A 22,001-nucleotide genomic window follows, 5' to 3' on the forward strand; every position below is an offset into this window, starting at 1 on the left:
TTCAGCGCCGCGCGCGGCTCACCACTGCGGGCCGGCCCGGGTCTCGCGCCGGCCGGTGGCGCCCGAGAGTTCGGTGTAGAGCTCGAAGGACAGGCGGCCCAGCGCCGGGTCGGCCCGCGTTTCGGCGGTGCGCGGGCGCGAGATCTCCACCGCGCGGATGTTGGCCACGCGACCGGGGCGTGGCGACATCACGACCACGCGGTCGGCGAGGAACACCGCCTCGGGGATGGAGTGCGTGACGAAGACGATGGTCTTGCGCGCGCCGCCGCCGGCGCTTTCGCCCCAGATGCGCAGCAGCTCGATGTTCATCTCGTCGCGCGTCATGGCGTCCAGGGCGCCGAACGGCTCGTCCATCAGCAGGATGGGCGGGTCCATGATGAGGGCGCGGCACAGCGAGGCGCGCTGCTGCATGCCGCCGGAGAGTTCGCCCGGGCGCTTGTCGGCGAAGTCGCCCAGGCCGACCATCCTGAGCAGCGCGTGGGCGCGTTCGCGGTACTGCGCCGGGTTGCCGCCGGACAGCTCCACCGGCAGCAGCACGTTGTCCAGCACCGTGCGCCACTTCAGCAGCAGCGCGGCCTGGAACACCATGCCCACCTGCGGGATGGGCTTGTCCACCGGCACGCCGTCCACCACGATGCGCCCGCTGGTCACCGGGCGCAGGCCGGCGATGGCGCGCATCAGCGTGGACTTGCCGCAGCCGCTGGGGCCCACGAGGGCGACGAACTCGCCCTCGTGGATGCGCAGGGAGATGTCGCGCAGGGCTTCCACCGGGCCGCTGTCGGCCTGGTAGACCATGCCCGCTTGGTCGACTTCGATGAGGACCCGTGCGTTCACTGCGCTCACTTGACCGCCAGGGGCATGGCCACCTTGGTGAAGAAGGCGGGGTTGAACACGTCCTTGCAGTCCACCTTCTTCGGCAGGCCCATGTAGGTGTTCACGATGTCGGTGGACGCGCACATCTTCTTCTCGTCGATCCAGCCGATGCCGTTGTCGGCGTAGTTCTTGGTGCGCATCAGGTCAAAGCCCATCTGCATGTTGGCCTCGATGATGGCCACGTCGATCTCGGGCACGCGCTTCTTGAAGATGGCCAGGGCCTCCTTGGGGTTGGCCATCACGTCGCGCCAGCCCATGTAGGAGGCTTCGAGAAAGGCCTTGAGCTGCTGCGGCTTCTCGGCCATGGTCTTCTCGCCGGCGATGATGGACATGGCGTAGAGGTCGAAGCCGTAGTCGGCCCATTGCAGGCGCACGGCCTTGCCCGGGCCCATGGCCTTGTCGTAGAAGGGCTGGCCGGTGGTGTAGTCGGCCACGCCGTCGACCCGCTTCTCGGCGATCGAGGCCACCTTGGCGGTGGGCTCGATGTTCACCCAGGTCACCTTGGCCGGGTCGATCTGGTTCAGGCGCGCGAAGGCGGGAAAGGCCAGGCGCTGGCTGTCGCCGGCGGGCGCGGCCACGGTCTTGCCTTCCAGGTCCTTGGGCTTGAGCAGCGGCTTGTCGGCGTGGCTGAAGAAGGTCATGGGCGTCTTGTCGAACACCATGCCCACCATCTTCACGCGCGCGCCGCGCGAGCTGGCCGAGATCACCGGCACCGCGTCGGCCAGGCCGGCGTCGGCGCGGCCGGTGTCGACCTTGGCGATGGAGTCGCCCGAGCCCTTGGAGTTTTCCAGCGTCACGTCGAGGCCGCGCTGGGCGTAGTAGCCCTTGTCGAGCGCCACCCAGTAGGCGGCGTGGTCGCCGACGGCGAACCAGTTGAGGGCGAAGGTGAACTTCTCCTTGGCCTGCGCGCTGGCGCCCAGGGGCATCAGCGCGAGCAGCGCCGAGCAGACGGCGGCGAGGGGAACAGCGATCCGGCGAGTCATGGTGCTTTCCTTTCGGGGGACGGGGAGTGGGTGGGGGGGGCGGACGGAATTCAGCGCGGCGCCTCTTCGGCCCAGGGCGCGAGCAGGCGCGACAGCAGGGCCACCAGGCCATACAGCAGCAGGCCGAGCACGGAGATCCACACCAGCGCGGCGAAGGCGGCCGGCGTGTTCATGCTGCTTTGCGTGGTGATGATCACGTAGCCCAGGCCCTTCTGCGAGGCCACGAACTCGCCCACCACGGCGCCCACCACCGCCGAAGTGGCGGTGACCTTGAGCGCGCTCAGGATGTAGGGGTAGGCGTTGGGGATGCGGATCTTCAGGAACACCTTCCACTTGGGCGCGCTGAACACGCGGCCCAGGTCCACCAGGTCCTGGTCGATCTGGGTCAGGCCCACGGCGGTGTTGATGACCACCGGGAAGAAGCCGATGAGCGCGCCGATCAGCATGTTGGGCAGGATGCCGTAGCCCAGCCACATGAGGAACAGCGGCGCGATCGCCACCTTGGGCAGGGTGTTCACGAACACCAGGAAGGGGGTGAGCGCGCGCGAGATGCCCTGCGACCACGCGATGGCCATGCCCAGCGCCACGCCGGCCACGCCGGCCAGGAGAAAGGCGCCGAGGATCTCCACGCCCGTGATCCAGGCGTGGCTGAGCCAGGGGATCTCGTCGCTGAGCATGGACTGCCACACGGCATAGGGACCGGGCAGCAGGTACTCGCGAATGCCGAACACCGACACCGCCAGTTGCCACAGCAGGATGAAGCCCGCGAACAAGCCGATGGCGGGCAGGTAGTGAAGGGTCCAGCGCAGGGCCTTGTTCTGGTTCATGGGTGCTCCTGTGGGCGCGGCCGTCAGGCGAGCCAGCGGCTCAGCCCCTCGGCCACGAAGGCGTCGTCGGCCAGGTCGGCGTGCTGGGCGCAGACGCGGTCGATGGCTTCTTTCTGCCCGGGGCTTAGGCCCTCGTTGGGGTCCAGGCACCAGGTGCCTTCGAGCAGGCCCTGGCGGCGCAGCACCTCGTGGCAGCCGGCGATGCAGCCGTGGAAGTTGTTGGCGACGTCGAAGAATGCGCTGTTGCAGTCGGTGACGCGGCTGTCCAGCGCCAGCATCTCGGCCGAGACCGCCGGCTCGCGCGCCGCCGCCTGGCATTGCTCGAGCAAGCGCACCGCGCCCGAGGTCCAGACCGACCAGTGGCCGAGCAGGCCGCCGCGAAAGCGCACGGTCACCGGCTGGCCGTCGCGCTGCACGGTGAAGGGGGTCACCAGGTCGAGCACGATGTGGTCGTCGTTGCCGGTGTAGAGCGTCACGCGGTCTTCGGCGCGCGCTTCGACCAGGCCGCGCACCACGTCGAGCGTGCGGTAGCGGTGGAAGGGCGCGACCTTGATTGCCACCACGTTGGGGATGGCGGCGAAGCGCGCCCAGAAGGCGGCGCTCAGGTCCATGCCACCCACGGCGGGCTGGAGGTAGAAGCCCACCAGCGGGATCTCCTGCGCCACGGCCTCGCAGTGGGCGATCAGGGCGTCTTCGCTCTGGCCCTTCATGGCGGCCAGGCTCAGCAGGCCGGCGTTGTAGCCCAGGCCCTGGGCCAGGCGGGCTTCGGCCACGGCCTGTTCGGTGCGGCCGCAGACGCCGGCCACCATGGCCAGCGGGCGGCTGGCCGGCACCCAGTCCCGCGCGGTGCCGATCGCCAGGCGCAGCACCTCCTCGAACAGGCCGACCTCGCGGATCGCGAACTGCGTGGTGTGCACGCCCACGGCCAGGCCGCCCGCGCCAGCGTCGAGGTAGTAGCGGCTGAGCGCGCGCTGGCGGCGCACGTCGAGCTGGCGTTGCGCGTTCAGCGCCAGCGGATGGGCCGGGATGGCCAGGCCGCGCTGCAGCAGCGCCCGGGTGTGTTGGACTTGGGTGGCGCTCAGGCTCACTGGGTAACCTCCGTGCGGTGCACTGCGGTGCGAGCCCCTTCGGGCGATCGGGTGGGGCTCATGGGACTCATCCAAATTCGGGACCGGCGACGACGAACAGCCGGTGGTGGACGTCAGCGATGGGGGCGGCGCCGAGCGCCATGCGCGCGAAGCCGCGCTGGCGGGCGAAGCCGTTGTGCTGCAGCCAGGCCGTCAGCGCGCTCCAGCGCTCGGGCACGTCGAGGAACACGGGGCCGCGCAGATCGGCCAGCGCGCGCTGCAGCAGCGACAGGGCCGACGCCTCGTCGCACGCCACCAGCGGCCCCAGCTGCGTGGCGCGCAGGCCCTGGCGGGCCAGCGCGAAGCCATGGCCGTCCGGCTCGACCCAGGCGCGCGTGCCGGGGCGGCGCAGGAAGTCGATCAGCAGCACGCCGCGATCGCAGCCATTGGCCAGCGCGTCGAGGCGCGCGATGGTGATCGCGTCGGCCAGGCCGGTGCCCGGCGCCGGCGGCGCGGCCGCCAACACGCCTTCCCAACGCGCCAGCGCGAAGCCGGCCTCGAAGCCCAGGCGCGCATAGGCCGGTTGACCGGCCGGTGTGGCGTCCAGCACCGGCGTCGCGTCCAGCGCGCGCAGATGGGCGATGCAGTGCTGCATGAGCTGGGTGGCCAGGCCCTGGTGGCGCCACTCGGGCGCGACCAGCACCATGGAGATCCAGCCCAGGCCCCCGGCGTAGGGCAGCGCGGCCGCGGTGGCGACCAGGCGGTTCGCCTCCTGCTCGCGCAGGCCAAAAACCCGGCCCTGGCGCACGAACAGGCGCCAGTCCTCGGCGGTCTGGTTCCAGCCCGCCGCCTCCGACAAGGCCAGGCCATCCGGCGCGTCGGCCGGGCCCAGGACGACCAGGGTCAGGGCCTCAGAAGGCGCCATCCCTGACCTCGAACTTGGTCGGCTTGTTGAAGGCGGGCTGTTCGCGCTTCACCCAGTCGGCCACCCAGTCGAGCATGGCGCCCAGCGGCACCAGCGGGTAGCCGAACAGGCGGCAGGCCAGCGTGGTGTCCGACAGCAGGGCGGTGCCCGCTTCCTGGCCGACCACGCGGGCCGGCACGCCCAGGCGCGCCGCGAACTCGTCCACCAGCCAGCGCACCGACAGGGTCTCGGGCCCGGTGCAGTTGATCGGCGTGGCCGGCACCGTGCAGTGGCGCAGGGACCGCAGCACCTGCGCGTTGGCGTCGCCCTGCCAGATCACGTTCACGTGGCCCATGGTCACGTCCACGGCCTCGCCGCGGTGCACCTTGGAGGCGATGTCGTACAGCACGCCGTAGCGCATGTCGATGGCGTAGTTCAGGCGGAACAGGCGCCCGGGCGAGCCGTGCTGGGCCGAGAAGTACTCGAACATGCGCTCGCGCCCGATGCAGGACTGCGCGTACTCGCCCAGGGGCGCGGGCGGCGTCTTCTCGCTGGCGCCCTGGCGCCCCACGGTGGTGAGCGGGTAGATGTTGCCGGTGGAAAAGCCCACGATGCGCGCGCCGCGGAAGGTGTCGGCCACCAGGGCCGGCACGTGCGTGTTCATGGCCCAGGTCAGGGCCTGGTTGTCCTTGGCCCCGAACTTGTGGCCGGCCGCGAAGACGATGTTGGGCACGCGCGGCAGGGCCTCGATGGCGGCGCGGTCCAGCAGGTTGGCCGTGATGGTCTCGATGCCCCAGGCCTCCAGGCGCTGGCGCACCTCGGGGTCGCTGAAGCGCGCCACGCCGATCACGCGCTTGTGCGGCGCGGCGTTCTTGGCCAGGCGCGCGAGCGTGGGCCCCATCTTGCCGGCCACGCCCAGGATCATGAGGTCGCCGTCCACCTGCGCGAGGTCGTCGATCAGGGCCTGGCTGGGCCGCGACAGGAACTCCTCCAGCGCCTCGACCGACTCGAAGCGCTCGGGCAGCTGCGCCGGGTCCAGCAGCGCGACACGGTGCTGGGGCGTTCCCCCGGATGGCTGGCTGTGCATGGAATCGCCCTTTCTCAAACTCGATGGAATGAGCATATGGGCGCGCTTCGGTGGCGTCAACCGTTTGGTTGAAATCTGGGGTTGGGGTATGCGAGCATGGACGCCCGTCCCCGGCGATGGCCTGCCGGATCAGACGCGCAGGCCGGCCATGGCGAAGGCCACGACGTGCGCGCGGTAGGCGCTGACCGCGGCCGCGGACTGCAGCTCGCGGTCGAAGATCGAGGCCAGGGTGAGGCGGTTGGAGAAGAAGAAGTACGACATGCCCGCGACCGAGATGTACAGCTCCACCGGGTCGATGCCGCGGCGAAACACCTTGGCCCGGATGCCGCGCGCCAGGGTCTTGGCGATCAGCTCGATCAGGGGCGAGTTGGTGTCGCGGATGGCGCTGGAGTCGCGCACGTGGGGCGCGCCCTGCGCGTTCTCGTGGTTGAGCAGGCCGATGAAGTCGGGGTGCTGCGCCAGGTAGTCGAAGGAGAAGCCGATGAGGGCAGCCATGGCCTCCTCGGGCTTCATGTCGCCCAGGTTCAGGCTGCGCTCCTGCGTCCGGATCTCGGTGTAGACCACCTCCAGCGCCGTGCGGTACAGGTCTTCCTTGCTGCCGAAGTAGTAGTAGATGAGCTGCTTGTTGACGCCTGCGCGCGCCGCGATCTCGTTGACGCGCGCGCCCGTCAGGCCCTTGGCGGAAAACTCCGCGCGAGCCGCCGCGAGGATGGCCGCGCGGGCCGCGCTGCTGTCGGCGTCGGGGTGGCTGGGGGCGGCGGCGCGGCGTGGGGCGGGCATCGTGGTCGGCGGTGCGGGTGCGGTGCGCCGGATTATCGGCCGGGCTTTCTGCGCGGCGGGCGCGGCACCCGCGGGCCCGCCACGGCGGCTCAGCGCTGCGGCCCGAGCCGGTGCGTGAACGCCACCACCAGCGCGCTCACGAGGAAGAAGGCCTGCAGTTCCAGGCGCCAGCCGCCGCTGCTGGCCAGGCCCAGGAAGTGACCCGAATGCACCAGCACCAGCGCCACCACCATGTTGATGGCGACCACCAGCGCCGCCGGCACCACCCAGAAACCCACCAGCAGCATCAGCGGCGCCACCACCTCGCCCAGGTACACGGCGTAGCCCAGGAAGCCCGGCAGCCCATGCGCGCCGACCATGCCCACGATGCCCGAGACACCGCCCGTGATCTTGGCCCAGCCATGGAACAGCATGAGGATGGCCAGCGTCCAGCGCAGCAGCAGCACACCGAAACGCGGTTGATCGAAGAGGGCGTTGAGAGCGTTCATGACAAGTGAGAGGGGGAGAGGGGAGAAACCGTCGCAAGTGACGAGGGGGCAGAGCATGCCACGCCCGAACGCTTCCCCCGCCCGCCCCGCGCGCGGTGCGACCCGCCGCGCGCCGCCTCAGCTGGCGGCCGGCACCACCGCGCCCTGGCGGTCCACGGCCAGGCTCTTGTAGGCCTGCGCGTAGTGCTGGCGCATGTGCACCAGGTCCTTGAGGTAGCTGCGGCCCAGGGTCAGCTTGTCCGCGTCGCTGATGAGCTTGCCCGCGAGCTGGAAGAACTTGCGCTCCTCCTCGCGCAGGTGGTGGTGCACCTTGTCGCTCAGCCGCTTCGCCGTCGCCAGCCAGGCCGCCGTGCCTTTGTCGGGCACGCTCAGGTCCTCGCACAGCTCTTCGATGGTGTGGTGCTCGGCCAGGGCGTGGCGCGAGGCGCTGAGGCCAGGATTGGTCATCAGCATCGGCACGTACAGGAAGCGTTCCTCGGCCGCGGCATGGGCCTCGAGCTCGACCTTCAAGGTGAGGAATACCGTGTCGCGGTCCTGGGGTTTGATGCGCACGAGCCGGCGGCACAGGCGGCGCTGCAGCTCGTGGCTCTGGCGCAGGGCGTCGAAGAGGGTCATGCGGGCGTTGAGGTGGTGCTTGGGACAAAAGGGTTCCGTGTGACTTGATCGTCTCTGCGCGACACCAGCCCGCGCGTCGGACAGGTCCGACCCCGCCGTCGGCGCGCGCGCCGTGACGGCGTGCGCCGATTCCGACATGATTCGCGCCATGGACGACGCTTCCCAGATTCACATACCCGAGAGCTTCATTCGCCTGCAGACGCGCCCGGGCCAGCGGGCCGCCCAGCTGGCCCAGCACATCGCCCGCCGCTTCGAGGTCTGCGACGACATGGCCAACGCCCTCGTCACGCGCGCCCAGGAGGTTCAGTTCAAGCTCGGCATCACCGAGCCCGACGTGATCGACAAGGTGCTGGAGGGCCTGCTCGAATTGGCGGGCGAAGAACCCGACAGCGTGCTATCGCCCCCCGAGGCCCGCTGGGTGGTGTGCCACATGGCCGAGCAGCTGGGCTGGACCGAGCACCTGAGCCCCGAGCTGCGGGCCATGGCCGGCGGGCTGCTGCAGTAAGCCGCCTCAACCGATCAGCGCACAGCTTCGCCCGCATTCCGGCAGCGCGAGCAGGTGGTCGGTCCAGCCGTCCGCCCGCTGCGTGCGCAGGTAGGGCGTGTGGCCCGGCTCGCGCACCACCGCGAGGCGCAGGCGCTCGCCCGTCTTTCGATCGAGCAGGTAGTACCCCTCGGTCCCCGACTCGATGCGCCGGACCATGGATTCCAGCGACAGCCGCCAGTGGTTGGCGATGTGGCCCAGGTGGGTGATGTGCTCGTGCCCGCCCTGGCGGTTGAGCCGGCTGGCGCAGTTGATTTCGAATTCGCGCATGTGGTCCTTCCCCTTATTCATGCATCATGTGTTTTGATGCATGAACACATTTAGCTTACTTGTCTCGACCGAAAGGGGCAAGCAAAATTTCGCATCACAGAGATTGATGCATCATGATTTCGTCATTGAAAGCGCTGGCCGAGGTGCGGGCGGGCCACCCCTTCCGAGGCAGCGTGCCGGTGGCGGCGCACGGCAAGGCCCGGGTCATCCAGATGCGCGACATCTCCCCCGACGGCGACGTGGCCTGGGCCAACCTTTCGCGCGCGGACCTGGGCCGCGGCAAGCCGCCGGATTGGCTGCGCGACGGCGACATCCTGTTTGCCGCGCGCGGCACGCGCAACTACGCCGTGTGCCTGAGCCAGACGCCGCCCGCCACGGTGTGCGCGCAGTACTTCTTTGTGCTGCGCTGCAAGGCCGAGGGCCTGTTGCCCGAGTACCTGGCCTGGCACATCAACCGCACCCCCAGCCAGCGCTACCTGCGCAACAACGCCGAGGGCACGGACCAGCTCAGCATCCGCCGTCCGGTGCTGGAAGACATGCCCATCGCGGTGCCCGGGCTGGCGCGCCAGCGCCTGCTGGTCGATCTGGCCGAGGCCGCCCGGCAGGAGCGCCAGCGTTTGGAAGCCCTGATCCGCAACCGTGAGCTACAAATCGACGCCCTCGCGCAGGGCCTGCTGGCCCCGTCCGCGCGCCAGGCCTGATCCCGCCGAACCTTCAAGAACGACATGAACGACGACACCGTCATCAGCCAGGACGCCATCAACACCGCCGTCTGGAACGCCTGCGACACCTTCCGCGGCACCGTGGACCCGAGCATCTACAAGGACTACATCCTGACGATGCTCTTCCTCAAGTACATCTCCGATATCTGGCAGGACCACTACGAGCGCTACCAGGCCGCGCATGGCGCCCACCCCGAGCTCATCGAGGAGCTGCTGAAAAACGAACGTTTCGTGCTGCCGCGCAGCGCGAACTTCCGGGCCTTGCACGAGGCCCGCCACCAGCCCGGCAATGGCGAGCGCATCGACCGCGCCCTGCACGCCATCGAGGAAGCCAACCTGGGCAAGCTGCGCGACGTCTTCCAGGACATCAGCTTCAACTCCACCAAGCTCGGCGACGAGGCACAGAAGAACGACATCCTGCGCCACTTGCTGGAGGACTTCGCCCGGCCCGAGTTGAACCTGCGCGAAAGCCGCGTCGGCCAGCTCGACGTGATCGGCAACGCCTACGAGTTCCTCATCAAGAACTTCGCCACCACGGCCGGCAAGAAGGCGGGCGAGTTCTACACCCCGCCCGAGGTCTCGCAGCTCATGGCGCGCCTGATGGACCCCCAGGAAGGCGAGGAGATCTGCGACCCCACCTGCGGCTCTGGCTCGCTGCTGATGAAGTGCGCGCAGCTGATCCGCTCGCGCACGGGCCGCCGCCACTACGCCTTGTACGGGCAGGAAGCCATCGGCAGCACCTGGGCGCTGGCCAAGATGAACATGTTCCTGCACGCCGAGGACAACCACCGCGTCGAATGGGGCGACACCCTGCGCAACCCCAAACTGCTCGATGCCGATGGCCGCCTGCGCCGCTTCGACGTCGTCGTCGCCAATCCACCGTTTTCGCTGGAGAAATGGGGCCACGAAAACGCCGCGAAGGACCCGCACCAGCGCTTTCGCCGCGGCGTTCCGCCGCGCACCAAGGGCGACTACGCCTTCATCCTGCACATGGTGGAGACCATGCGGCCTGGCACCGGCCGCATGGCCGTGGTGGTGCCACACGGCGTGCTGTTCCGCGGCGCCAGCGAGGGCCGCATCCGCCAGGTGCTGATCGAGGAAAACCTGCTGGACGTGGTCATCGGCCTGCCGGAGAAGCTGTTCTATGGCACCGGCATCCCGGCGGCCATCCTGGTGCTGCGCCAGAACAAGGTCGATGACAAGGTTCTGTTCATCGACGCCAGCCGCGCCTACCAGGACGGCAAGAACCAGAACCTGCTGCGCGCGCAGGACGTGCAGGCCATCATCGATGCCGTGCAGGCGCGCCAGCCCATCGACAAGTACGCCCACCTCGCCACGCGCGAGGAAATCGCCGGCCACGGCTTCAACCTCAACATCCCGCGCTACGTCAACACCTTCGAAGACACGGCCACCGCCGACCTGCCGGCGGTGCGGGCCGAGCGCCTGAAGCTCAAGGAAGAACTCGCCGAGCTGGAGTTGAAGATGGCGGGGTATCTGAAGGAGCTGGGGTATGACTGAGCTGCCCACGGGTTGGACTCGCGCCACCCTGGGTGACATCGCCCGCATCGGCTCCGGCGGCACACCGGACCGCTCCCGGCCAGGCTACTGGGGTGGCGACATCCCCTGGGTCACGACGGGCGAAATCCAGTTCAACACCATCACCGCCACGGCCGAGAAGATCACGCCGCAGGGCATGCGCCACTCCTCGGCCAGGCTCTTTCCAGCGGGCACCGTGCTCATGGCCATGTACGGCCAGGGCCGCACGCGCGGGCAAGTGGCGCGCCTGGGCCTGGCCGCCACCACCAACCAGGCCTGCGCCGCCATCCAGGTGCACGCCGAGCACGACCCCGACTACGTCTACCAGTTTCTCGCCGCGCACTACGCCGAAATCCGCGAACTGGGCAACGCCGGCGCCCAGCAGAACCTCAACGCCGGGCTGATCCGCTCCATCCCCCTGCCTCTGCCACCCCGGCGCGAACAGGCGCGCATCGCGCGAATGGCCGGCGACTGGGACCGCGCCATCGCCACCACCGAACGCCTGCTCGACAACAGCCGCCGCCAGAAGCGCGACCTCATGCACGTGCTGCTGTCCAACCGCCGCTCGGTGGTGAACGCGCGGGCGCACTGGGCACAGGTGGACTTCGACGCCGTCTTCGAGCGCATCACCCGCAAGAACACGGACGGCGACAGCAATGTGCTCACGATCTCGGCCCAGCACGGCCTGGTGAGCCAGCGCGAGTTCTTCAACAAGAACGTCGCCAGCGACGACCTCAGCCGCTACACCCGGCTGGCCCCCGGCGACTTCGCCTACAACCGCAGCGCCTCCTGCGGCTACCCGGTCGGAGCCATCAAGCCGCTGGTGGCCTACGACTCGGGGGTCGTCTCCGGCCTCTACATCTGCTTTCGCCAGCGCCCTGGCGCGGAGGTGGACAACGATTTCTATCGCCTCTACTTCGAGGCCGGCATGCTCAATGAGGCGATCACCGGCATCGCGCAGGAAGGCGCTCGCAACCATGGCCTGCTCAATGTGAGCCTGAAGGACTTCTTCAAGCTGCCGCTGCACCTGCCGCCACTGGATGTGCAGCGCCGCATCGCGGCCATCCTGCGCGGGGCCGAAGCCGAGGAGTACAGCATCGCCGCCCAGATCGAGGCGCTGCGCCTGGAGAAGCGCGCGCTGCTGGGCGAGCTCTTCAGCGGTCGCCGGCGCGTGCGACTGCCCCCGGCCCAGACCGTCGCGCCGCCGGCATGAACGCCGCGCTGCGCTGGCTGGCGAGCCTGGGCTGGCGCCACCGGCCCGCTGCCGAGGCGGCGCGCTGGCGCAGCGGTCCGAACGACGTCCTTCTGCGGCCACGCCTGATCCAGGCCCTGCAGGCGCACCGCTTCGAGTACCGGGGGGAGCGCTACCCGCTCTCGGCCGGTGGCATCGACCAGGTGGTGCGCGAGGTGGAGGGGCTGTCCCTGGCCGACGGCCTGCTCGCCGCCAACGAGCGGTTCTACCGCCTGCTCACGCTCGGTGTCACGGTCACCGAGTTCATGCCCGATGGCAAGAAGCACCAGCCCACGGTGCCGCTGGTCGACTGGGAAGCCCCCGACACCAACCAATGGGACGCGATCGAATCGCCCGAACTGCACACCACCATCGGCGCGCACCCGCGCCGACCCGGCGTGCTGGGCTACGTGAACGGCCTGCCGCTGGTGGTCATCGAGGGCCCGGCATCGGGCGGCCACCCCCGCGCGGCTCCGGTGCACGAGGCCATCCAGCGCCAGCTGCACCACCAGCGGCCCGACGAGACACCGGGGCTGTTCGTCTACGCCCAGTTGCTGCTGGCCCTGGGTTCGGGCGAGGCGCGCTACGCCACCACGGGCACGCCCCCGCGCGCCTGGGCGCGCTGGCGCGAGGAGCCCGGCGACGGCACTGGGTCCAACGAGCCCGAGCGGACGGTGCGCGCCCTGCTGCGGCCCGAGCGGCTGCTCGAGCTGCTGCGCCACTTCGTCCTGTTCGACCGCCGCCTGGGCAAGGTGATCGCGCGGCCACACCAGTACTTCGGCGTGCGGGCCATGCTCCAGCGCATTCAGCAGCGCCGCCCCGACGGCGCTCGCCAGGGCGGTGTGCTCTGGCACACCACGGGCTCGGGCAAGAGCTTGACCATGGTCTTCCTGGCCAGGGCCCTGGTGTTCCACCCCGACACGCAGGCCTGCCGCGTGCTCGTCGTCACCGACCGCCTCGACCTCGAAGACCAGCTCGCGCGCAATTTCACGAACGGCGGCGCCTTCGGCTCGGCCGTGGCCGCGAAGAAGGATGGCGAGAAGGCCCGCGTGGGCAGCGGGCGCGAGCTGGCGCGGCGCATCGGCCGGGGGAGCGAGCGCATCGTGTTCACGCTGGTCCACAAGTTCACCACCGCCACGCAACGGCCTGAGTGCTACAACCCTTCGGCCGACATCGTGGCGCTGGTCGACGAGGGCCATCGCAGCCATGGCGGGCAACTGCATGAGCGCCTGCGCCGGGTGCTGCCACGCGCGGCCTGCCTGGCCTTCACGGGCACCCCCCTGCTCAAGGAGGAAAAGACCTCGCAACGCTTCGGACCCATCGTGCACGCCTACAGCTTGCAGCGCGCGGTGGACGACGGCACCGTGGTGCCCCTGCTGTACGAAGAGCGCGTGCCCGAGATGGGCGTCGACGACGACGCCGCCAACCATTGGTTCAACCGGATCAGCGCCGGCCTCACGCCCGAACAGACCGCGGAGCTCAAGGGCCGCTACACGAGCCGGCGCGCGGTATACGGCGCCCCCCAACGCATCGAGCTCATCGCCTGGGACATCGCCCAGCACTTCGAGCGGCACGTCAAGCGCCTGGGTCTCAAAGGCCAGGTGGCCACGGCGAGCAAGCTCGACGCGATCCGCTACCACCGCTGCCTTGAGGCCACGGGCCTGGTGAGCAGCGCCGTGATCATGTCGCCGCCCGACAACGGCGAGGGCCACGACGCCATCGACGACCAGGGCCGGCTCGAGGTGCAGCGCTGGTGGGACGCCCATGTGGGCCGCGACGCACAGGCTCACGAGCACCGCGTGCTGCGCGATTTCAGTGGCGACGGCGGGCCTGAGCTGCTGATCGTTGTCGACCGGCTGCTCACCGGCTTCGACGAACCACGCAATGCCGTGCTGTACATCGACAAGCCACTGAAGGCGCACAACCTGATCCAGGCCGTGGCGCGCGTCAACCGCCCGCACGAAGCCAAGCGCCACGGCCTGCTGGTGGACTACCGCGGCATCCTGCGCGAACTGGACAGCGCCTTGCGCGACTACCAGAACCTGGAAGCGCGCACCCAGGGGGGCTACGAGCTCGACGACGTCGCGGGCCTCTATCGACCGGTGAGCGCCGAGTACCGCCAGCTGCCGGCCCTGCACGCGGCCCTGCGCGCCCTGTTCGACGAGGTGCGGGACCCGTCCGACCTGGAGCAGTACCGGCAGGCCCTGATGCCCCGCTTCGTGGACAGCGGCAGCGGGCAGGGCCTCGACGCGCAACAACAGCGCCGCGACGCCTTCTACGCCGCCCTGCGGCGTTTCACGCAGTGCCTGCAGACGGCCGAGGCCTCGCGCAGCTTCTTCGACGACCCCCAGGTGTCCGAACAGGCCATCGCCACCTACCGCGCCGAACGGCGCTTTTTCAACGGCCTGCGCCGCATCGCGCAAGGCGACGCCCAGGAGACCGAGGACCGGAGCGACAGCGGGCCCGAGCACCTGCGCCACGCCGCGGGTCCGCGCTGGCAGCGGCTGGCGGTGCGGGAACCGGAGGGCGCGTACCTGTTGACCCCTCCGGCACGGACCGACGCCCCCGAGCGCTGGAGCCCGGAGAAGGCCCGCAACGAAGCCGACCTGGTGCGCGCGCGCCTGCGAAAGACCATCCAGGTGGCGCTGGCCGACGACCCCTACGCGCAAACGGTGTTCGCCGATCGGCTGAAACAGGCCGTCGCCCAGACGCAGGCCTTGTTCGATCAGCCGCTCAAGCAGTACATGCTGCTGGTGCGCCTGGAAGACCAGGTCGCGGCGCGAACGGTGGACGGCCTGCCCGACGCCTTGGCGGCCCATCCGCTGGCGCGGGCCTATTGCGGCATCTGCCGCCTGGTGCTGGGCGAAGAGGCGTTCGCGCGCACGCCACCCGACGCCTGGGCGAGGCAAGCCCTGTCCATCGACGCGGTGGTGGGCCGGGCCATGGTCGAGCACTCGCTCAACCCGCACAACATCGGCTTCGTCATTCGTCAGGCCTTGCTGCCCGAGCTGTTCGCGCTCATGGGGCTGGAGCACGCGCGGGAGGTGATTGAACGGGTGGTGGAGGTGGCGCGGGTGAGGATGGAGCGGGCCTGCCGATGAACGCCCCGTTGCCGGGCGCGCGCCTCACCGACGCCGCCCCGACAATGCAGCCCATGCAGCTGCGCCCCGAACAGCCCACCGACGCCCCCGCCATCGCCTCGCTGGTCGCCCAGGCCTTCGCCGGCACCCCCCACAGCGCCGGCACCGAACCGGCCATCGTGCGCGAGCTGCGCGCGGCCGGCGCGCTCACGCTCTCGCTGGTGGCCGTGGACGGGGCCGAGGGCCTGGTCGGCCACGTCGCGTTCTCGCCGGTCACCATCGCCGGCCGTGCCGGGCGCTGGTACGGCCTGGGGCCGATCGCGGTGCGGCCTTCGCGGCAACGCGCGGGCATCGGCGCCCGCCTGATGGACGAAGGGCTGGCGCGCCTGCGGGCCCTGGGCGCCGAGGGCTGCGTGGTGCTGGGCGAGCCGGCCTACTACGGCCGCTGGGGCTTCGCGGTGCACGAGGGACTGGCCTATCCTGGCGTGCCGCCCGAGTACTTCATGGGCCTGGCGTTCGCGGGCCCCGTGCCGCGCGGCGAGGTGGCGTACCACGCGGCGTTCTCGGCCACCGGCTGATCGATCAGCCGGTCTCGATCCCCAGGCTCTCGATGAAGCCCTCGCGGCGCGCCAGCGCCTGCAGGGCCTTGTCGCCCAGTTCGCGCGCCACCAGGTTGATCAGCCCTTCGCAGAACACCACGTAGGCGCCCATGCTGTTGCTGATGAAGCTGCTCTCGTGCGGGATGAAGAAGGCGTGGCGCGCGGGCGGCGCCAGCGGCGAGGCGCGGGTGTCGGTGATGGCGATGACGTGCACGCCGGCGGCGGCGGCGGCGCGCGCCACGTCGGCCACCATGCGGGTGTAGGGCGCCACGCTGCAGACGATGAGGGCGTCGCCCGGCGACATCTGGGCCAGGCTCTCGGCCACGCCCAGGCCCGGGCCGTCGGCCAGCGCGACCTCGGCGCGCAGCATGCCCAGGCCGTAGGTGAGGAAGCTGGCGATGGAATGGATCTGCCGCAGGCCCAGAATGCGCACGTGCGGCGCGCGCGCCAGCAGGCGCGCCGCCTTGCCGAGTTCGGCCTCGTCGAGCTGGCCCAGGAAGGCGTCGACATTGCGGATGGATTCCTGCGCCAGCTTGGCCACCACGCCGCGCGCGGTGCGCGGGCTGTCGGCCGAGGCGTCTTCCAGCAGGCGGTGCGCCTGCTGCGTATAGAAATGCGGCCCGCCCTGCATGGCGTGCTCGCGGAACACGGCCTGGAAATCGGTGAAGCCGGCAAAACCCAGGCGGGTGGCCAGGCGCGTGAGGGTGGAGGGGTTCACGCCCATGCGCTCGCCCAGCTCGGTGATGGTGCTGAGCGCCACGTCCTTGGGCTGCTCGACCAGCCGCGCCAGCACCGCGAGCGCCTTGCCGCCGAGCGAGACGCTGGCGTCGCCGCGGCCGATGGCGACGACGAGCGCGCGCAGCCCGTCCACGGTGGTCGCCACGGGCGGAGCGGGTTTCGGCATGGGTGGGGACGGCGCGGTGAGAGGCTACAGGCGAAGGGCGTCGCGCATCCTAAACGAGGTTTCGCGGTGGCCGCCCGTGCGCACCTCCCAGTCCACCTGCGTGGGCCCGAGCGTGAAGCTCGCGGTGGCCATGGTGTTTTCGTGGTCGCTGTCGTCGGCCCGGTCGCGGTAGATCGGGTAGCGCGGGTCCTCGGCGTCGAACAGGATGTCGAGCGGGTCGATGGCTTCGGCTCCTTGCTGGCGCAGCAGCTCGTCGCCGCGCAACTGGCGGTGGCCGGACGAACCGGTGACGATCTGCGGGCGGTGCGCCATGGCCGCATGCACCATGTGATTGGCGTGCACCGCCGGCCGCTGCACGGCCTGCACCGAGACCAGGGCGTCGTTGAACTCCACGCTGACGATGCCGGGCCGCCCGGCCTGCGCCAGCGTGAGGTGAAAGCCGCCCGCGCGCGGCGCGGCGCGCAGGCCATCCAGCGCCGCCTCCACGCCGGGCGCGTCCAGCAGCGCGCGGGTCAGCACCATGCGCGGCAGGCCGGTGCCCGCCTCCAGCGCGCGCAGGTTGTTCACCGTCATCACCAGCCCACCAGCCGTGGCCGCGAAGGTGTGGCCCGGCAGCGAGCCCGGGTAGACGAACGAGGCGAAGCGCGCGCCGCCGCGGACCGCAACCTGCGCGATGGCGCAGTGGCCCTGGAAGGCCGGGTCGCCGTCTTCGTTGTGGGCCACCACGGGCGCGGCGCCGGGCGCGGCGGGGGGCAGCTGCACGGTGGTGCAGCCGTCCGGCGCCATGGCCCAGAGGTCGCCGCGGCAGTTCCACAGGAACACCTCGTCGGCGGGCAGGCCCAGGCCATCGGCCAGTCCCTGCAGCTCCTGCCAGATGGCGGGGTGGTGGGCGCGCACCAGCGCGGCCATGGCGGCCACGCGCGGATGGCCGCGCCAGCGCATGACCGTGGCCCACGCGGGCGATGCCTGCGCGTAGCGGTGCAGGGCGGCCGCGCCGAAGCGGCCCAGGGCCTGGCCCACCTCGAACGGGGAGCCTTCGAGTTGCAGATGAGCGAGCATGCGGTCCGCTATTCGACGTGCTGCAGGAATTCGCGCAGCCGGGGGTTGCTGGGTTGGTCGATCAGTTCGACCGGCGGGCCGTCGACGGCGATGTGGCCGTGCTCCATAAAGATGAGGCGCGTGCCGACCTTGCGCGCGAAGGCGATCTCGTGCGTGACGACGATCATGGTCATGCCCTCTTCGGCCAGGGACTGCATCACGCGCAGCACCTCCTGGCGCAGCTCGGGGTCGAGCGCGGAGGTGGGTTCGTCGAACAGCATGAGCTTGGGCTTGACCGCGAGCGCGCGCGCGATGGCCACGCGCTGCTGCTGGCCGCCCGAGAGTTCGCTCGGGTAGTGGTGCTGGCGCTCGGCCAGGCCCACCTTCTTCAGCAGGGCCTGGGCCTCCTGTTCGGCCTGCGCGCGCGGCGTGCCACGCACCTGGCGCGGGCCGAAGGCCACGTTCTGCAGCGCGGTCATCTGCGGAAACAGGTTGAACTGCTGGAACACCATGCCGGCTTCCTGGCGGATCTCGCGCACGGTGGACGGGCCGCCGCGCACGCTGCGGCCGTCGACGATCAGGTCGCCGCCGTCGATGGTCTCCAGCGCGTTGATGCATCGCAGCAGCGTGGACTTGCCCGAACCCGAGGGGCCGATGAGCACCACCACCTCGCCCTGGCCGATGCTGAGGTCGACGCCGTCGAGCACCACGGTGGCGCCGAAGCGTTTGCTGACCTTCTGGAACTCGACCATCTTCATAGGATGCGCATCCGTTTCTCGACCGTGCGCAGCGCGAAGGTGAGCGCGCCGATCAGGCACAGGTAAATGAGGGCCACGGCGCTCCAGATCTCCACCGCGCGGAAGTTGGCGGCCATGATCTCCTGGCCCTGGCGCGTGAGCTCGCCCACGCCGATGACGATGAACAGCGAGGTGTCCTTCAGGCTGACGATGAACTGGTTGCCCAGCGGCGGCGTCATGCGGCGAAAGGCCACCGGGCCGATGACGAAGGCCAGCACGCGCCACGAGGGCAGGCCCAGCGCCAGCCCGGCCTCGCGCAGGCCCTTGGGCACCGACAGGAAGGCGCCGCGCACGATCTCGGCGATGTAGGCGCCCGAGTTGACGACGATCGAGGTGATCGCCGCCGTCATCGGGTCGACGCGGATGTCGGCGAGCACCGGCAGCGCGAAGTAGATGAACATGACCTGCACCACGATGGGCGTGCCGCGGACCAGTTCGATGTAGAGGAAGCCCAGGGTGTTGAGCAGTCGGTTGCCGTAGGCCCGCATGAGGCCGAAGACCAGCCCCACCACGGTGCCGCCCAGCAGGCCCGCCACGGTGATGAGCACCGTGAGCTTGGCGCCCTGCAGCAGCGCCGGCAGGGCGTTGACGATCACCGAGACGTCGAAATCCATGGTGAAGCTCTGGCGTGAGGTGCGCGTGCCCGGGCGATCAGGGCTTGGGCGGCTCGGTGCCGAACCACTTCTTGTAGATGGCGTTGTAGCGGCCATCGGCCTTGATCTTGGCCAGCGCGCCGTTCACCTTGGGCACCAGCGGGCTGCCCTTGGGAAAGCCGATGCCGTACTGGTGGGCCATCATCTGCGTGCCCACCACCTTGACCTTGCCCTTGCCCGCCGTGTTGGCGAAGTACAGCACGTTGGGCGTGTCGTGCATGGCGGCGTCCACGCGGCCGGTCATGAGCTCGAGGTAAGCGTTGTCGATGTTGGGGAACTGGCGCAGCTCGGTGCCCTGGAAATTGGCCTTGGCGTAGTCGGCGGCCGAGGTGCCGGTCTTGATGGCCAGGCTCTTGCCCTTGAGGTCCGGCGCGCCCTTCACCTGGCTGTCGGCCGGCACCATGATCATGAAGCCGCTGTCGTAGTAGCCGTCGGAGAAGTCGATGACCTTCTTGCGCTCGTCCTTGATGGTGATGCCCGCGAGCGCCACGTCCACGTTCTTGGTCTGCAGCGCGGGCAGGATGCCGTTGAAGTCCATGGGCTGGAGGCGGTAGCTCAGGCCCAGCTCCTTGGCCACGGCGTCCCACAGATCGATGTCGAAGCCCACGTACTTGTCGCCCTGTTTGAACTCGAAGGGCACGAAGGCGGTGTCGGTGGCGACCACGAGGGTCTGGGCCTGGGCGAGGGCGGTGGTGCCGCCCAAGGCGGCGCACAGGGCGGCCGCGAGCAGAACTCGGCGATGGGTCTTCATGCGGGAATCCTCGGGAAGGGGTGGAACGCGCATCAAAACGGGGAGTTTCTGATGCACCAAGACGATGCACTTGAAATTTGCAAGCCCATCGATTGCGCAAATCTACTTGCATTGCTGGTCGAATGCAAGCACCGCGTGCAGGACACGCGGCGTCCGACGAGAACGGGGGGTCTTGGCGCGGGGCTTACAGCGCCCGGGCCTGCACCGTGCCGCCCGAGCGCACGAAGAGGCCCGCGCCCAGGTGGTGGATGGTGTGCAGTTCGGCGTTGCGCTCGTCGAACAGCCAGCGCCCCTTGGCGAAGATGCGCGGGTCGGCCGCGGCGGCCACCACCTCGGCAAAGCAGGTGTCGTAGGCGTCCTCGGTGTGCCGCTCGGGGATCAGGCGGCATTCGAGCCAGGCCGCGCAGCCGTGCTCGATGAGGGGCAGGCCGAGCACGGGACCGGTGACGGTGCCGATGCCGTAGCGCGCGAACTTGTCGCCCTCGCGCCCGCTGTGCTGGCCGACGCTGTAGGTGAGGTCCGCGAGCGCGAGGCCCGGCAGGCACAGGCCGAAGCCGCCGCCGGCCTGCGCAAGCTCGCGCGTGAAGGTGCTTTTGTCGATCACCACCGCGACGCGCGGCGGCGTGAATTCCACGGGCATCGACCAGGCCGCCGCCATCACATTGCGCCGCCCGCCGTGCGCGCTGGTCACCAGCACGGTGGGGCCGTGGTTGATGAGGCGGCTGGCGTGCTCGGGCCGCACGGGCTCGAAGCGGCTGACGTTCACTTGGCGAACAGTTTGTTGATGTCGCCGAAGGCCTTCACCTCGATGGCGTTGCCCGAGGGGTCGAGAAAGAACATGGTGGCCTGCTCGCCGGGCTGGCCCTTGAAGCGGATGTAGGGCTCGATCACGAAGGTCGTGCCCAGGCTTTTCAGGCGCTCGGCCATGGCCTCCCAGTCGGCCAGGGGCAGCACGATGCCGAAGTGGCGCACCGGCACGCCGTGGCCATCGACCGCGTTCACCGCCGCGCCACCGCAGGCCTCGGGCGCGAGGTGGGCCACGATCTGGTGGCCGTAGAAGTTGAAGTCGATCCACTCGGGCGAGCTGCGGCCCTCGGGGCAGCCCAGCATGTCGCCGTAGAAGCGGCGCGCGGCGGCCAGGTCGTGCACCGGGAAGGCGAGGTGGAAGGGCGACATCGGCGCGGGGTTGGTGCTGGGCGCGCGCATGGTGGGAGCGGGGGCGGCGGTGGCGGTGTTCATCGACGGTCTCGTGGCTGGGATGGAAAGCCGCGATGCTAGGCCCTGCCGAGCCAAAAGAAAATCAATCGTTTTTTGAACCGAGCACAAGTATTCTTTGTGCATGATCCGCGAACTCAAGACCTTCGTTGCCGTGGCCCGCGAGGGCACCTTCGCCGCCGCCGGCCAGCAGATCGGCCTGACGCAGGCGGCCGTGAGCGCGCAGATGAAGCGGCTGGAGGAGGAACTGGGCTTCACCCTGTTCGACCGCACCGGCCGCGCGGCGCGGCTGAACCGGCGCGGACGGCAGACACTGGCGCAGGCGCAGGCCCTGATCCAGCTCTACGGCCAGCTGGGCTCGCGCCAGCGCACCCAGGCGCCGGCGGTGTTCGTGGCGCTGGGCGCCATCGCTTCGGTGCAGCAGGCCGTGCTGCCGCAGGCCCTGGTGAAGTTCCACCGCCAGCTGCCGGGCAGCCGCACGCGCGTGGTGCCCGGCGTGTCGACCGCGCTGCTCAACGCGGTGGACGCCGGCGATCTCGACGCGGCGCTCATCATCCGCCCGCCCTTCGCGCTGCACAGCGACCTGCGCTGGACGCCGCTGGCGCGCGAGCCCTTCCGCCTGCTGGTGCCACGCGCCGCGCCGCCGGGCGACTGGCGCGCGCTGATCGCGGGCCTGCCCTTCATCCGCTACGACCGCAGCTCCTTCGGCGGCCGGCAGGTGGACCGTTTCCTGCGCGCCCAGGGCCTGGCGGTGCGGGAGGTGTGCGAACTCGACGAACAGGAGGCCATCGTGCGGCTGGTGGCGGCGGGCCTGGGCGCGACCCTGGTGCCGCAGACCACCGACCGGCGCCGCTGGCCGGCCGGCGTGCGGGCGCTGGACCTGGGCGCGCACACCTTCCACCGCGACATCGGCATCGTGCACCGCGCGGACCTGGCCGAGGCCACGCGCCTGCTGACGGACCTGATCGCCGAGGCTTACCGCGAGCCGCCGGGCCGCGCGGGCTGAGGCCACCGCGCCGCCGGGTCAGCGGCGCGGG

Annotated in this window: 24 protein-coding genes; 7 read left to right on the top strand and 17 right to left on the bottom strand. The window is 70.2% G+C overall.

Translation table 11 applies throughout. The annotated features are described in order from the left end of the window. Positions 1 to 18 precede the first annotated feature (18 nt). From SOM08_RS00175 to SOM08_RS00215, 9 genes are all read right to left on the bottom strand, one after another. Positions 19 to 834 carry an ABC transporter ATP-binding protein gene (locus tag SOM08_RS00175; protein WP_245980947.1) on the bottom strand — a complete coding sequence of 272 codons (816 nt, stop codon included), beginning with the start codon at positions 832 to 834 and terminating at the stop codon, positions 19 to 21. 5 nt (positions 835 to 839) lie between these two features. Beyond that, positions 840 to 1,856 (bottom strand): ABC transporter substrate-binding protein, encoded by a 1,017-nt coding sequence (locus tag SOM08_RS00180; RefSeq protein WP_322469812.1) that lies wholly within the window; start codon positions 1,854 to 1,856, stop codon positions 840 to 842. Positions 1,857 to 1,906: 50 nt separating this feature from the next. Further along, entirely contained in the window at positions 1,907 to 2,683 is a 777-nt protein-coding gene (locus SOM08_RS00185; RefSeq protein ID WP_070399671.1) for an ABC transporter permease, read from the bottom strand. Positions 2,684 to 2,706: 23 nt separating this feature from the next. Further along, on the bottom strand, positions 2,707 to 3,771 hold the full coding sequence (locus SOM08_RS00190; RefSeq protein ID WP_116959166.1) for a dihydrodipicolinate synthase family protein: 1,065 nt from the start codon (positions 3,769 to 3,771) through the stop codon (positions 2,707 to 2,709). Positions 3,772 to 3,838: 67 nt separating this feature from the next. Further along, positions 3,839 to 4,675, bottom strand: coding sequence for a GNAT family N-acetyltransferase (locus tag SOM08_RS00195; protein ID WP_322469813.1), 837 nt, complete (start codon positions 4,673 to 4,675; stop codon positions 3,839 to 3,841). Beyond that, positions 4,662 to 5,741: an NAD-dependent epimerase/dehydratase family protein gene (locus SOM08_RS00200; protein ID WP_116959162.1), complete on the bottom strand. Its 1,080-nt coding sequence runs from the start codon at positions 5,739 to 5,741 to the stop codon at positions 4,662 to 4,664. The genes SOM08_RS00195 and SOM08_RS00200 overlap by 14 nt, the downstream gene beginning before the upstream one ends. Positions 5,742 to 5,870: 129 nt before the next feature. Next, positions 5,871 to 6,521, bottom strand: a complete 651-nt coding sequence (locus SOM08_RS00205; protein WP_070399669.1) for a TetR/AcrR family transcriptional regulator — start codon at positions 6,519 to 6,521, stop codon at positions 5,871 to 5,873. Positions 6,522 to 6,610: 89 nt separating this feature from the next. Beyond that, positions 6,611 to 7,009, bottom strand: coding sequence for a DoxX family protein (locus SOM08_RS00210; protein ID WP_322469814.1), 399 nt, complete (start codon positions 7,007 to 7,009; stop codon positions 6,611 to 6,613). A 117-nt stretch (positions 7,010 to 7,126) separates the two neighbouring features. Further along, the gene (locus tag SOM08_RS00215; RefSeq protein WP_116959158.1) at positions 7,127 to 7,624 is read right to left on the bottom strand and encodes a hemerythrin domain-containing protein; all 498 of its coding nucleotides are present in this window, start codon (positions 7,622 to 7,624) and stop codon (positions 7,127 to 7,129) included. A 148-nt stretch (positions 7,625 to 7,772) separates the two neighbouring features. Here SOM08_RS00215 and SOM08_RS00220 point away from each other — a divergent pair, with 148 nt between their 5' ends. Continuing rightward, a complete protein-coding gene (locus SOM08_RS00220) occupies positions 7,773 to 8,129 on the top strand; it encodes an ATPase with chaperone activity (RefSeq protein WP_116959156.1) in 357 nt (118 codons plus the stop codon). 6 nt (positions 8,130 to 8,135) lie between these two features. Here SOM08_RS00220 and SOM08_RS00225 read toward each other — a convergent pair whose 3' ends face one another. After that, complete coding sequence (locus SOM08_RS00225; protein ID WP_116959154.1) at positions 8,136 to 8,438, bottom strand: DUF3892 domain-containing protein; 303 nt, start codon at positions 8,436 to 8,438, stop codon at positions 8,136 to 8,138. Between the two features lie 113 nt (positions 8,439 to 8,551). Between SOM08_RS00225 and SOM08_RS00230 the strand changes: the two genes are divergently transcribed. The 5 genes from SOM08_RS00230 to SOM08_RS00250 are packed head-to-tail and all read left to right on the top strand — an operon-like array spanning position 8,552 to position 15,585. Then, entirely contained in the window at positions 8,552 to 9,139 is a 588-nt protein-coding gene (locus SOM08_RS00230) for a restriction endonuclease subunit S (protein WP_116959152.1), read from the top strand. Positions 9,140 to 9,163: 24 nt separating this feature from the next. Next, positions 9,164 to 10,678 carry a type I restriction-modification system subunit M gene (locus SOM08_RS00235; protein WP_322469815.1) on the top strand — a complete coding sequence of 505 codons (1,515 nt, stop codon included), beginning with the start codon at positions 9,164 to 9,166 and terminating at the stop codon, positions 10,676 to 10,678. Then, on the top strand, positions 10,671 to 11,909 hold the full coding sequence (locus tag SOM08_RS00240; RefSeq protein ID WP_116959147.1) for a restriction endonuclease subunit S: 1,239 nt from the start codon (positions 10,671 to 10,673) through the stop codon (positions 11,907 to 11,909). The genes SOM08_RS00235 and SOM08_RS00240 overlap by 8 nt, the downstream gene beginning before the upstream one ends. After that, the gene (locus SOM08_RS00245) at positions 11,906 to 15,028 is read left to right on the top strand and encodes an HsdR family type I site-specific deoxyribonuclease (RefSeq protein WP_322469816.1); all 3,123 of its coding nucleotides are present in this window, start codon (positions 11,906 to 11,908) and stop codon (positions 15,026 to 15,028) included. Before SOM08_RS00240 ends, SOM08_RS00245 begins: the two co-directional genes overlap by 4 nt. Positions 15,029 to 15,081: 53 nt before the next feature. Next, on the top strand, positions 15,082 to 15,585 hold the full coding sequence (locus tag SOM08_RS00250; protein ID WP_116959283.1) for a GNAT family N-acetyltransferase: 504 nt from the start codon (positions 15,082 to 15,084) through the stop codon (positions 15,583 to 15,585). Between the two features lie 4 nt (positions 15,586 to 15,589). On the opposite strand, the gene SOM08_RS00255 is transcribed toward SOM08_RS00250, so the two are convergent. The 7 genes from SOM08_RS00255 to SOM08_RS00285 all read right to left on the bottom strand — a co-directional run bounded on the left by SOM08_RS00255 (position 15,590) and on the right by SOM08_RS00285 (position 20,955). Further along, positions 15,590 to 16,510, bottom strand: a complete 921-nt coding sequence (locus SOM08_RS00255) for a MurR/RpiR family transcriptional regulator (protein WP_116959145.1) — start codon at positions 16,508 to 16,510, stop codon at positions 15,590 to 15,592. Between the two features lie 24 nt (positions 16,511 to 16,534). Continuing rightward, on the bottom strand, positions 16,535 to 17,569 hold the full coding sequence (locus tag SOM08_RS00260; RefSeq protein ID WP_116959142.1) for a C45 family autoproteolytic acyltransferase/hydolase: 1,035 nt from the start codon (positions 17,567 to 17,569) through the stop codon (positions 16,535 to 16,537). A gap of 8 nt (positions 17,570 to 17,577) precedes the next feature. Beyond that, positions 17,578 to 18,306 (bottom strand): glutamine ABC transporter ATP-binding protein GlnQ, encoded by a 729-nt coding sequence (glnQ, locus tag SOM08_RS00265; RefSeq protein ID WP_116959140.1) that lies wholly within the window; start codon positions 18,304 to 18,306, stop codon positions 17,578 to 17,580. Further along, complete coding sequence (glnP, locus tag SOM08_RS00270; protein WP_116959138.1) at positions 18,303 to 18,959, bottom strand: glutamine ABC transporter permease GlnP; 657 nt, start codon at positions 18,957 to 18,959, stop codon at positions 18,303 to 18,305. Before glnP ends, glnQ begins: the two co-directional genes overlap by 4 nt. A gap of 37 nt (positions 18,960 to 18,996) precedes the next feature. After that, complete coding sequence (gene glnH / locus SOM08_RS00275; RefSeq protein ID WP_116959136.1) at positions 18,997 to 19,749, bottom strand: glutamine ABC transporter substrate-binding protein GlnH; 753 nt, start codon at positions 19,747 to 19,749, stop codon at positions 18,997 to 18,999. Between the two features lie 184 nt (positions 19,750 to 19,933). Then, complete coding sequence (locus SOM08_RS00280) at positions 19,934 to 20,515, bottom strand: flavin reductase family protein (protein ID WP_322469817.1); 582 nt, start codon at positions 20,513 to 20,515, stop codon at positions 19,934 to 19,936. Further along, a complete protein-coding gene (locus SOM08_RS00285; protein ID WP_070399851.1) occupies positions 20,512 to 20,955 on the bottom strand; it encodes a VOC family protein in 444 nt (147 codons plus the stop codon). The genes SOM08_RS00280 and SOM08_RS00285 overlap by 4 nt, the downstream gene beginning before the upstream one ends. 133 nt (positions 20,956 to 21,088) lie before the next feature. Between SOM08_RS00285 and SOM08_RS00290 the strand changes: the two genes are divergently transcribed. Further along, a complete protein-coding gene (locus SOM08_RS00290; RefSeq protein WP_116959132.1) occupies positions 21,089 to 21,970 on the top strand; it encodes a LysR family transcriptional regulator in 882 nt (293 codons plus the stop codon). Positions 21,971 to 22,001: the final 31 nt, after the last annotated feature.

It is taken from the genome of Hydrogenophaga sp. SNF1 (assembly GCF_034421675.1).
Classification (GTDB): domain Bacteria; phylum Pseudomonadota; class Gammaproteobacteria; order Burkholderiales; family Burkholderiaceae_C; genus Hydrogenophaga; species Hydrogenophaga borbori.